Source organism: Nostoc sp. DSM 114167, from assembly GCF_052692655.1.
Genome location: NZ_CP195116.1, coordinates 162,873 through 175,548, shown reverse-complemented (window position 1 = coordinate 175,548; position 12,676 = coordinate 162,873). Strand labels below are relative to the sequence as shown.

Here is a 12,676-nt window from a genome sequence, read left to right as displayed (position 1 = left end):
AAAAATAGGGAAAATATTTTATTAATAGTTATCACTTATGTTCTGAAATTATAGTAATCTATAACAATATAATATCAAATTCAAATATAGTTATAGATACTACAGGGTTATGAATACTACAAATATTTCAGAATCTAAAGTTAAATCTCTTATTCAAATTGCGGTGCAAAAGCATCAGTCAGGTGACAAGGATGAAGCTGAATTGCTAAATCAAACAGAAGTAGCTGAAATCCTGGAACTAGCTGTTCAACAGCAACGAGACAATAGTTTATTGGAGGCAGAACTGCTGTATAGTCAAGTTCTGGAAAAACAACCCGATAACCATGAAGCTTTATATGGATTAGGGATGTTAGCGCAGCAGATGGGGCAACTCAAAACTGCTGAACAGTGGCTAAGTGCGGCTTCACAAATTCAACCAAATTCTGTGAAAACTTGGTTCAGTTTAGGTAATTTGCATTTAGTTCAAGAACAGTTTTCCGAAGCAGAGAAAGCTTATCGGCAAGCTTTAGTTTTATTACCTAATTCATTACCAATTTACAACAACTTGGGTTATACTCTGCAACAACAAGGATTATTTGAAGAAGCAATTAACTATTATCAAAAAGCTTTAGAGTTAAAGCCAGACTTTATCGAAGCAGAGACTAATTTGGGCAATGCGTTACACGCTCAAGGTAAGCTCTCCAGCGATCGAGAAATCTACTATGCACAATTAAATAATCAATTGGGTGTTGCCCGGAAAAAAGCAGGGGATCTGAAAAATGCTGTTACTTGTCACAAGCAAGCGATCGCACTACAACCAAATTTGTTAGAAGCTCATTATAACTTGGCTTTGGCGCTGCAAGAACAAGGAGAATTAGCAGAGGCGATCGCATCCTACCAAAAACTTTTAGAACTTAATCCCAACGATGGAGAAGTATACCTCAATTTAGGCAAAATTTATCAACAACTCAACCAATATCAGAAAGCTGTTTCTGCCTATCGACAAGGATTAAAGCTAATTAATCCTCACTATGCCAAAGCGTTAGTATCTAATGAGGATGCTGAAATTCCTCAACAAGCACCAGTCACGCCCTCAATTCCCCAAAGAGAGGTAATTGTAGGACAATACAGCTTTCCGACCATTCCAACCGTAGCAAATACAGGTAAGCGTCCTTTCTGGAGTGTGGTGGTAACTGTATATAACCGCATAGATTATCTACTCGAATGCCTTGTTAGTGTATTGACCCAATGGCAAGGAAAAGAGCAGATGGAAATCATCGTCATGGACGATGCTAGTACAACGCCAGTATTTGAACTGGTGAATAGTATCGGACAAGGAATAATCAACTACTATCGCAATCCGCAAAATCTCGGTTTGCCAGGAAATTGGAATGCCGGAGTTGCTTTAACTCGCGGTCATTGGATTCATTTACTGCACGATGATGATTATATTCTCCCAGGTTTTTATTCTCGGCTACAAGAAAGTCTAGAAAAGTCTTCAGATTCTATAGGAGCCGCTTTTACAGGTTATGAAAATATTAACGAGAAAGGGGAAGTAATTTTCAGCCAACAAGTCTATGGAGAGCAGCGAGGAATTGCCCAAAATTGGTTGCAAATTATCGGAGTTAGTAACTCATTGAATATGCCTGCGGTAGTGATTCGTCGAGAAGCACACGAACAATTGGGCGTATATCATCCTGAACTGACTTATACAAGCGATTGGGAAGTTTATAAACGCATTGCCTCTGTTTATGATTGGTGGTATGAACCAGGAATTTTAGCTCGTTACCGCGAACATGCTAACAATGTCACTAGCCAACTGTTACTCTCTGGGAAACAGATGATATCCATCCGCCGTGCAATTGAAATTTCAAAGAGTTATTTTCCTATTGAATACTCGGCACAAATTACCACCCAATCCAGGAGTCATTATTTTCTTTATTGTCTAGAATCGCTGATAATCCCCCTACAGGCTGGGAATCTGGCTGGAGTTTGGCAAGGGTTAGAAGAAGCTTTAAAAATAGATTGTAGCTCGGAAGCAGTGGCAAAGTTATTCCGGTGGTTAACACAAGAAAAAGCAGCTCCTTTACGTGAAGAAATTGCCTCAAAATTGATCTCACTTCCTTTATAAAGACTTGTTTAGGAAAAAGTAAAAATTTTCTAGTTTTGGACTAAAAAACTATGTCAATTAGTCAAGTTGAGCATCCTACTATAAATACATCATCTTTTGAGCCACAAAATCGACAAGATGGGATCAGCGGTCTGATGCGAGTTCGTAATGAAGAGGAATTTTTGGCACCAACAATCGAATCTTGGATTGATTATGTTGATGAATTGGTAATTGTGTTTCATCAGTGTACAGACAAAACTCCTCAAATAATAGAGACATTTACACAAAAATATCCTCAGAAAATACGGGCTTTTCATTACTTACCTCACGTCTATTCGTTTAGTACAAAAGAACAAGTTGAATTGGATGTAAACAACATTCATTCTTTCGTTTTTTATTCTAATTTTGGTTTGAGTCAGACGCGGTATAAAATTTGCGTTTATATCGACGGCGATTGCATAGGTATTCCTGATAAATTAAAAATTATTTATAATTATTTGAAGCAAAATCCTCTGCAAAATACAGCCTTATTTTTTTCAGGAATAAATTTATATCAACGTCCAAACGATCCCAACTACTACACAAATTTAAAATGTGTTGCTTCTGGTGATGGAGATGTGGCATATTGGACAGTTTCACCGCAACACATTTTCGATAAAAATGCCAAAATTCCATTCTGTGAAGCAATTCAATTTGAAGAAATTACACTATATTATTTAGGTTTTATTTTTTGGCATACACATTGGTTAAAAAAGAACGCATTTTCGAGAAATGGCGGTAGAGAATTAGATGGCGAGCTTTTAGAAAAACTGAACGATCTGGAGAAAAGAAATAGAGAGAAAGAATTAGTTTTATTCTCTCAAAAATTTAAGCAAGAAAATAAAAACTTTCAAAATATCCCTTACGAAAGGTTTTTATTGTATTTCGATTTTGCTTCTCTGCCTGATGTCATAGCTCTAGAGTCAAAGCTCGTAGCAATGCATAATAACTCTGGTCATACCTTGGAACAACAAGGTAAGTTTGATGAAGCAGTTGCTTGTTATCAAAAAGCCTTAGAACTTCAACCCAACTTTGCCGAAGCAGAAGTCAACTTAGGCAACGCCCTAAACGCCCAAGGGAAACTATCAAAAGCTCAACAAGCACACTACGCGGATTTGAATCAGAAATTTGCACATTCTTGCACGATCGCAGGGGATTTTAAGAAAGCAATTAATTATTATCGTCAAGCGATCGCTCTTGACCCAAATTCACCAGAGACATATTATAGCTTAGGCAACATCCTGCAAGAAGAAGCTGAATGGTCAGAAGCGATCGCCTCATATCGCCAAGCCCTAAAACTCAATCCTTTAAACTGGAAAATCTACATCCGTTTGAGTCAGGTTTACCAAGCTCAAAACAAGAGAGCAGAGGCGATTTCTGTGTATCGTCAGGCATTAACTTTACTTAATCCTCACTATGCCAAAGCCGTATCTGCTTACTTTGATGCTGCCATCACTCCAGAAATGCTCGTTACTCCCCCGATTCCTCAAAGTGAGGTTACTGTTGGCAACTATCAGTTTCCAGCGATTCCACCTTTAACAGACCCAGAGAAACCTCGACCATTTTGGACTGTAGTGATTCCGGTATATAACCGCACCGATTATCTCTTGGAATGTCTAGCTAGCGTCTTGGTGCAATGGCCTGGGGCAGAGCAGATGGAAATTCTGGTAATGGATAATGCCAGTACAACACCGTTGTTCGATCTAGTAAACAGTATTGGGGGAGGAATAATCCGCTACTACCGCAATCAAGAAAATATTGGGGGAGCGAGAAATTATAACGCCGGAATTGCCCTAAGTCGCGGTCAGTGGGTGCATGTTCTCCATGATGATGACTGTGTACTTCCAGGTTTTTATGAACGCCTCCAGCAAAGTCTGGCAACTTGCCCAGATACAGTTGGGGTTGGTTGTACCGGTTTTGAATATATGAACGAAAAAGGAGAAACGATCAACACTGGAGAAGTAGTTTCGGTGTATGGAGAACACAGGGGCATCATGACAAATTGGCTGTCCCAGATTGGTGTCTGTGGTCTAGTAACCATACCTGCAATAGTCATTCGTCGAACCGCTTACGAACAGTTAGGAGGGCATTACCCGCACTTAACCGAAATTTCTGACTGGGAAATATTTAAACGCTATGCTGCTAATTACGATTGGTGGTACGAACCAGGCATTTTGGCACGTTATCGCGAACATACCCAAAAATTGACATCTGCAAATTGGCTTTCTGGAAAGATGCCAAAAGCTATCCGCCATGCGATTGAAATTTCTGATACCTATTTTCCCATTGAGCAGCGCGCCAAGATTACCAGAGAAGCTCGCAGCCAAAATTTCAACTATTGTCTGACACGAGCAGCAATTCCTCTCCAGGTAGGCAATATCGCCGGGGCTTTGTCTATACTGCAAGAGTCCCTCAAAATAGATCGCTCCCCACAAGCAGTAGCAAAGTTATTCGCTTTGTTGACTCAAGATGAAGCCGCTCCCCTACGCGAAGCAATCATTGCTAAGTTGCTATTAGCACCTGTAGACAATATTCCTACTGAATTAAAACCCCCACAAACTGCGATCGCACTATAGGATATGAAAATACTTGTAACTGGAACTGAAGGTTATATCGGCTCATTATTAGCTCCTCTGTTGATCCAACAAGGTCATGAAGTTATTGGTTTAGATACTGGCTTTTATAAAGTAGGTTGGCTATATAACGGCACCAAACTAACTGCCAAAACCCTTAACAAAGACATCCGCCACATTACAATAGAAGACCTACAAGGCGTAGAAGCGATAGTTCACATGGCAGAACTCTCTAACGATCCTTTAGGTCAGTTAGCCCCTGATATCACCTACGATATCAACCACAAAGGCTCAGTACATATAGCGAAGCTGGCAAAAGCAGCCCAAATCCAACGCTTTGTCTATACTTCATCATGCAGTGTCTATGGTTTTGCCACTGAAGACTACGTTAGCGAAGAGTCTGCTATCAATCCCCAAACAGCTTATGCCAAATGCAAGGCACTTGTCGAACAAGATGTGAAACTCCTTGCTGATGATGGCTTTTCTCCCACCTTTCTCCGAAATGCCACAGCCTATGGCGCTTCTCCCAGAATGCGCTTTGATATTGTCTTAAACAATCTCGCCGGTTGGGCATGGACAATTAAAGAAATTAAGATGAATAGCGACGGTACGCCTTGGCGTCCCTTAGTGCATTTATTGGATATCTGCAAAGCAATTATCTGCACCTTAGAAGCTCCGCGCGATCTAATTCACAACCAAATTTTCAATGTCGGCGATACAAATAGCAACTATCAGGTCAAACAAATTGCTCAAATAGTTGCAGAAGTTTTTACAGATTGTCAATTGAGCTTTGGTAAACACGATCCTGATAACCGCAGCTATCGAGTTTTATTTGATAAAATTAACCAAAATTTACCGGGATTCAAATGTGAATGGGATGCCCAACGCGGTGCCCAACAACTATATAATGTCTTCCAGCAAATTGATATGGATAGAGGAACATTTGAGTCTAGAGGTTTTACTCGCTTGAAACAATTAGAATACCTCATTCGCACTCAGCAAATCGATCGAGATTTCTTTTGGCAGACTGTTTAAAAATTTCATATAATAAGTTATGAATTTACTACAGCCAACAAATAATCAATTAATAACTGGTAACTGTCTATTCTGTGGGACAGGCTTACACCATACCTTCGTAGATTTAGGTATGTCTCCTCCTTGCGAAAGTTATCGCAGTCTCAAACAACTCAATGAAGTAGAGCCATTTTATCCTCTGCATGTCTATGTTTGTGAAAATTGTTTTTTAGTTCAACTCCAAGAATACATTAGTCCAGAAAATATTTTTAGTGACTACGCTTACTTCTCTTCCTACTCTGATAGCTGGTTACAACACGCCAAACAATACGTTGATTTAATTGTAGAACGTTTCCAATTAAACCAGGAAAGTCAGGTCATAGAAATTGCCAGCAATGATGGCTACTTACTGCAATACTTTGTTGCCAAAAGCATCCCGGCGCTGGGAATAGAACCAGCAGCAAATGTTGCTGAGGTAGCAATTCAAAAAGGTATTCCTACAGTTGTCAAATTTTTTGGTCAGGAGACAGCAAAAGAACAAGTTGCTAAAGGTAAACAAGCAGATTTATTACTCGGAAATAATGTCCTTGCTCATACACCATATCTCAATGATTTTGTCAAAGGGATGAAAATTATCCTCAAACCGCATGGTGTAATTACTATGGAATTTCCCCACTTGATGCGGTTAATCGAGGAAAATCAGTTTGATACTATTTACCACGAGCATTTCTCTTATTTTTCCTTTCTTACCGTAGACAAGATTTTTGCTGCTCACGGTTTGACAATTTTTGATGTAGAAGAATTAACTACTCATGGTGGTTCTTTGAGAATTTATGCCCGCCACAATGAAGACTCTTCTAAACCCGTTACTCAGCAAGTATCAGAACTGAAAAATCGAGAAGAAGCGGCTGGTTTTACGCAATTAGAATACTATTTTTCCTTTGGAGAACAAGTTAAAGAAACTAAACGCAACTTATTAGATTTTTTGATTGAAGTTAAGCGAAAGGGAAAATCGATTGTTGGTTACGGTGCTCCAGGTAAGGGAAATACTCTCTTAAACTATTGCGGTATCCGTACAGATTTCCTTGACTATACAGTAGACCGTAATCCTTATAAACAGGGTCAATTTTTACCAGGCACTCATATTCCGATTTTTCATCCAGACAAAATTGCCGAAACCAAGCCTGACTATATACTAATTTTGCCCTGGAATCTGAAAAATGAAATTATGACACAAATGGCTTACATTCGGGATTGGGGAGGTCAATTTGTTGTACCAATTCCTGAAGTTAATGTCTACTCTTAAGTATTTAATATTTTTGCTCGTCAAAAAGGGGTAAGTGACATGAAAGTAGTTTTATTTTGCGGTGGTTTAGGAGCCAGAATGAGAGAATATTCAGAAAGTATTCCTAAGCCAATGGTGAATATTGGTTATCGGCCAATATTATGGCATGTCATGAAATATTATGCTCACTATGGGCACAAAGATTTTATTTTATGTCTTGGTTACAAGTCTGACCTAATTAAAAGCTATTTTTTGAATTACAATGAATGGCTTTCTAATAACTTTAGCCTTTCCAATGGAAGCAAAATTGAGTTGTTTAATCGAGATATTCAAGATTGGAATATCACATTTGTAGATACAGGGTTAACTGCCAACATTGGTCAAAGATTCAAAGCAGTAGAAAAGTATCTAGAAGGAGAAGAAGTATTTTTAGCTAACTACAGTGATGGTTTGACAGACTTACATTTACCAACGTATATCAATAATTTTTATCAGCGTGATAAAATCGGTAGTTTTTTGTGTGTCAGACCAAGCCAAACTTTCCACTTAGTTGATATGCAAGAAGATGGTTTGGTAAAAAATATCCAAGATGTAAAGCAATGTGATATTTGGATTAATGGAGGATATTTTATCTTTAAAAAAGAGATTTTTAACTACATAAATTATGGTGAAGAACTTGTCCTTGAGCCTTTTCAAAGATTGATTGCTAAAGAAGAACTTTTTGCATATAAATACACTGGCTTTTTCGGAGTAATGGATACGTTTAAAGAGAAACAACAGTTGGATGATATGTATGCTCAAGGTAGAAGACCTTGGGAAGTTTGGGGAGATCAACAAGTACAAGTCGACCATATATGATCCAACTGAGGTTGAATAAGACAGAAGAATCTGAGTACAAAATTCTTTGTCTCGGTTCTCATTGTGATGATATCGAGATTGGTTGTGGAGGCACAATCTTAAAGCTGATAGAGAGTTATCAAGATGTTGTTATCTATTGGGTTGTCTTTAGTTCTAATGAACAAAGAGCAGAAGAAGCAACTGCAAGCGCTAATCTATTCTTAAAAGAAATCCCAATCAAGAAAATTATCATTAAAAATTTTCGAGATGGCTTTCTGCCTTTTGCAGGAATAGAGGTAAAGGAATGTTTTGAACAGTTGAAGCAAGAATTTTCACCAGATATAATCTTTACTCATCATCGAGACGATCGCCACCAAGATCACCGCTTAATTTCTGACTTGACTTGGAATACCTTTAGAAATCATTTAATTTTAGAATATGAAATACCCAAATATGATGGGGATTTGGGTATTCCTAATTTCTTTGTTCATTTAAATGAAACACTCTGCTGTCGAAAAATTCAATATATTTTGGATGCGTTTGCTACCCAGAATAATAAGCAGTGGTTTACAGAAGAGACTTTTCGTGCAATTCTCAGAATTCGTGGGATTGAATCAAATTCACCGAGTAAATATGCTGAAGCATTTTACTGTAGAAAAATGTTTTTCTAAAAAATTAGAAATAATTTTAATTTCTTTTCATAATTTGTAATATTTATGATCTTTACTGAAACTAAAATAAAAGAAGCATTTATTGTTGATTTAGAACTGCACCAAGATATTCGGGGCTTTTTTGCTCGGAGTTTCTGTACTCAGGAATTTCAAGATCGTGGCTTAAAACCTACTATTGCCCAATGCAATTTATCTTTTAACTATAAAAAAGGAACATTGCGGGGTATGCATTATCAAATGCCTCCTTCTCAGGAAACAAAATTGGTGCGTTGTATCAGGGGGGCTATTTATGATGTAATTATCGATTTGCGTCCAGATTCTCCTAGCTATTTATCTCATATTGGTATAGAGTTAACTGCTGAAAATCGTCTTGCTCTCTATATCCCAGATAGGTGTGCTCACGGTTTTCAAACTCTCAGCGATGAGACGGAGGTGATGTATCAAATGGGTGACTTTTATGCACCAGAATATGCTGGCGGGTATCGCTATGATGACCCAGCTTTTGGTATTGAATGGCCTCTATCTGTGACTGAAATTTCGGATAAAGATCGGGCTTGGAGTTTATTTGAATCGAAAGAAATTGTAACGCCTACGGTAATGTAAGACTTTTAAGAGCAATTTAAAAATATATAGTTGCTGAGTAAATATAGGATTAGGAACGCACGAGGGCACAGACACAGAAAATCAAAATTTGAAAAATTAAATTTTGATTTTCATACTTAACACTGTGTTCAAACTTTGTTACAGCAAATGAGGGCGAAGTGAGTACAATTTATTTTGATTCGATTTTTAGTGATGAAATCAGACGCAAGCATCTTTATAATGGACAAATGTTTGTCTTTTCTCCTTGCGCCAGTGCGATCGCTCTATGTGATTTTGCTCGTGGCATGGTTGAAGAAGCATTTGCCCCTTTAGATCCCAGAGAAGCACAACATAGCTTGCCTGTAGAGAAATACGTTGATATTTTAGCACAACTCAAGCCAGCTTTTATCCATCACCCTGAATCTAAACAACTTATTCAAGGCATCTTGAAAGAAAGTGGATGTGACTTGAACAAAACCTATTTCGATGTACCTCGCCTGAGAACAGCAACCAGCGATCGCTATCTGACTGCTGGCCTTGCTTACGCTTTCCATCCTCATCGTGACACCTGGTATTCTGCTCCTCAGTGCCAGATCAACTGGTGGATTCCTGTCTACGATATTACCCCAGAGAATGCGATGGCATTCCATCCGCGCTACTGGAGTCAACCAGTTAAGAATACCTCAAGAGATTATAACTACGCTCAATGGATTAAAGAAAGTCGCAAAAATGCGGCACAGCACATTCAAACAGATACGCGCAAGCAACCCCATGCGGAAGAAACTTTAGAAATGGAGCCGCAATTGGAGTTAATTACACAAGTCGGTGGCATGATTCTCTTTTCAGGAGCGCAGATGCACTCCACTATTCCCAACACATCAGGCTATACCCGTTTTAGTATTGACTTTAGAACTGTGCATTTTGATGATGTCATAGCTCAAAAGGGTGCGCCAAATATTGATTCAGCTTGTACAGGAACTTCTTTAGGCGACTTCTTACGAGGCACTGACTTCTACCCGATTACTGACACATTGTTGTTGTCTACAACAAACAATCTCTTGTAGAATAACTTTTGTTTTCCCAACTCCAGTGTGTAAGCAATAAATGGTAAACTCTGTTGAAAAATTGTCTGGACAAACAATACTAATTACAGGTGCTAGCGGATTTCTAGGATCTCATTTAGTCCGTCATTTATGCCACGATGGTACAGAAGTACATGCTGTTTCTCGCAGTTTTCATACTTCTGATATCAGCTGCTTGCGATGGTGGCACGGTGACATGGAAGACATTAAGTTTGTTCACAATCTTTTCCACAGCATTAAACCTGACCTCATCTTCCATTTATCCGGTCTTGTAACAGCAGTTCCGAATCTAGAGTTTATATTGCCTACCTTTCACAGTTTACTGACTAGTACTATTAACTTATTGACGGTAGCTGCCGAAATTGGTTGTAGTCGCATTGTGTTAATAGCTTCTTTAGAAGAACCAGAACAAGATCGTCCTGAAGTAGTTCCTTCTTCTCCTTACGCTATTGCGAAATTTGCTAGCAGTACTTATGGTCGGATGTTCCATCGACTCTATCAGACACCTGTAGTTCTTGTTAGACCCTTTATGACCTATGGGCCAGGACAAAATGTGTATAAAATCATTCCTTCTGTTATTCTTTCCTTGTTGCAAGGGCAAGCTCCAAAACTTAGTAGTGGAAAGCGTCAAGTTGATTGGATTTATATCGATGACGTGATTGCAGGACTTCTGGCTGCAACACAAGTTCCTAGTATAGAGGGTTGTACATTCGACTTAGGTTCGGGAGAACTAGTACCCATTCATGCAGTTGTGTCCCAGCTTGTTAATCTGGTTAACCCTCAAATCCAGCCTCTATTTGGTGCTTTACCTGAGCGGCCGATGGAAAGAATAAGAGTAGCTGATACGGCTTATACATACGATAAACTCGGTTGGCAACCTTCAATTCCTCTAAATAAGGGCTTGGAATTGACTGTAAATTGGTATACAAAACATCATTAAAAATTCAAAATTCAAAATTCAAAACTTGTACTGAGCTTGTCGTTGGCGTAGCCTCTCCGCCAGGAGAAGTATTCAAAATTAAAGACAGTTTGAGTTGAGAATTTAAACCCCAACTCAATTGATACTACGTGTAGACGTAAAGATACCCCTTGATTTCAGGATAAAAGATTAGATACACAAGTTAATAAGGATTCTATTTATGGTTACAGATATTCAGAATATTAATTTAGTCGAGCTAAAAAATTCTTTGAACTTAAAGGATATCAGTCTAGAAATTTACCAACTAATTTCTGATTTATATCCCATTTGCCGTAGTATTACAGGTAATGGTTTTAGAGAAACTTTAAAAATTCTTCAGCAGTATATTCCTTTGTCAGTTCATGAAGTGCCAACCGGAACAGAGGTATTTGATTGGACAGTTCCGAATGAGTGGAATATTAAAGATGCCTATATTAAAAACTCTCAAGGGGAAAAGATTGTAGATTTTACTAATTCAAATTTGCACGTTGTTAACTATAGTATTCCTATATATCAAAAAATATCTCTTCCAGAACTTAAATCACATCTATTTACACTTGCTGATTATCCTAATTGGATTCCTTACCGAACTTCATATTACAAGGAAAGTTGGGGTTTTTGCCTGACTCATAATCAGTATTTGCAACTAGAAGATGAAGAATATGAAGTATGTATTGATTCTTCTTTGCAACCTGGTTATCTGACTTATGGGGAGTACTATATTTCAGGAGACAGTACTGATGAAATTTTAATTTCTTGCCATGCTTGTCATCCTTCATTGTGTAATGATAATCTTTCGGGAATTGCGATCGCTACTTTTATCGCTAAATACTTAAGTCAAACTACACCAAGATATTCCTATAGATTTCTCTGGATTCCCGGAACCATTGGCTCAATTACATGGTTGGCTCTTAATGAAGCTCAAGTCAATAACATTAAACATGGCTTGGTATTAACTTGTTTAGGAGATGCAGGCAACTTTACTTACAAAAAAAGCCGTAGAGGTGACACTGAAATCGATAAAGTTGCTGCTTATGTACTCAAAAATTCCAAACAAGATCATAAAATTATCGATTTCTTTCCCTATGGTTATGATGAGCGACAATATTGCTCGCCTGGATTTAATTTAGCTGTAGGTTGCTTCATGCGATCGCCTCATGGTAGTTTTCCTGAATACCATACCTCAGCAGACGATTTAAATTTCGTTCAACCCCAATATCTAGCCGAGTCATTCTTTCAATGTCATTCGATGTTGCATATCCTCAACAATAACGAAATCTACTACAACAAAAATCCTAAATGTGAGCCACAGTTAGGTAAAAGAGGAATATATCGAGCAGTTGGTGGTAACAAAGATAGCGGGCTAAATGAAATGGCAATCCTGTGGGTTTTAAATTTATCTGACGGTCAGCATACTCTATTAGATATTGCAGAAAAGTCGGGAATGTCATTTGATGTAATTAAATCTGCTGCCGATACATTATTAACACATGACTTATTGAAGAAGAATTCAGAAGTCAGAATGGGCTAAACCTTAGCTATCCGC

At 38.2% G+C, this 12,676-nt stretch carries 10 protein-coding genes; all 10 read left to right on the top strand.

Annotated elements, in window-relative coordinates; genetic code table 11:
- Positions 1-109: 109 nt before the first annotated feature.
- Positions 110-2,110, top strand: coding sequence for a tetratricopeptide repeat protein (locus NSTC731_RS00750; RefSeq protein ID WP_445629177.1), 2,001 nt, complete (start codon positions 110-112; stop codon positions 2,108-2,110).
- A 50-nt stretch (positions 2,111-2,160) separates the two neighbouring features.
- Entirely contained in the window at positions 2,161-4,704 is a 2,544-nt protein-coding gene (locus NSTC731_RS00745) for a glycosyltransferase (protein ID WP_445629176.1), read from the top strand.
- Positions 4,705-4,707: 3 nt separating this feature from the next.
- On the top strand, positions 4,708-5,736 hold the full coding sequence (locus NSTC731_RS00740; protein ID WP_445629175.1) for an NAD-dependent epimerase/dehydratase family protein: 1,029 nt from the start codon (positions 4,708-4,710) through the stop codon (positions 5,734-5,736).
- Between the two features lie 19 nt (positions 5,737-5,755).
- Positions 5,756-7,021 carry a methyltransferase domain-containing protein gene (locus NSTC731_RS00735; protein ID WP_445629174.1) on the top strand — a complete coding sequence of 422 codons (1,266 nt, stop codon included), beginning with the start codon at positions 5,756-5,758 and terminating at the stop codon, positions 7,019-7,021.
- A gap of 39 nt (positions 7,022-7,060) precedes the next feature.
- Positions 7,061-7,858: a sugar phosphate nucleotidyltransferase gene (locus tag NSTC731_RS00730; protein ID WP_445629173.1), complete on the top strand. Its 798-nt coding sequence runs from the start codon at positions 7,061-7,063 to the stop codon at positions 7,856-7,858.
- An 11-nt stretch (positions 7,859-7,869) separates the two neighbouring features.
- Positions 7,870-8,508 carry a PIG-L deacetylase family protein gene (locus NSTC731_RS00725; protein ID WP_445629172.1) on the top strand — a complete coding sequence of 213 codons (639 nt, stop codon included), beginning with the start codon at positions 7,870-7,872 and terminating at the stop codon, positions 8,506-8,508.
- A gap of 45 nt (positions 8,509-8,553) precedes the next feature.
- A complete protein-coding gene (rfbC, locus tag NSTC731_RS00720) occupies positions 8,554-9,111 on the top strand; it encodes a dTDP-4-dehydrorhamnose 3,5-epimerase (protein WP_445629171.1) in 558 nt (185 codons plus the stop codon).
- A 158-nt stretch (positions 9,112-9,269) separates the two neighbouring features.
- Complete coding sequence (locus tag NSTC731_RS00715) at positions 9,270-10,154, top strand: hypothetical protein (protein ID WP_445629170.1); 885 nt, start codon at positions 9,270-9,272, stop codon at positions 10,152-10,154.
- 40 nt (positions 10,155-10,194) lie between these two features.
- Positions 10,195-11,112 carry an NAD-dependent epimerase/dehydratase family protein gene (locus NSTC731_RS00710; protein WP_445629169.1) on the top strand — a complete coding sequence of 306 codons (918 nt, stop codon included), beginning with the start codon at positions 10,195-10,197 and terminating at the stop codon, positions 11,110-11,112.
- Positions 11,113-11,311: 199 nt separating this feature from the next.
- Positions 11,312-12,661 carry a DUF4910 domain-containing protein gene (locus tag NSTC731_RS00705; RefSeq protein ID WP_445629168.1) on the top strand — a complete coding sequence of 450 codons (1,350 nt, stop codon included), beginning with the start codon at positions 11,312-11,314 and terminating at the stop codon, positions 12,659-12,661.
- The last annotated feature ends 15 nt before the right edge of the window (positions 12,662-12,676 follow it).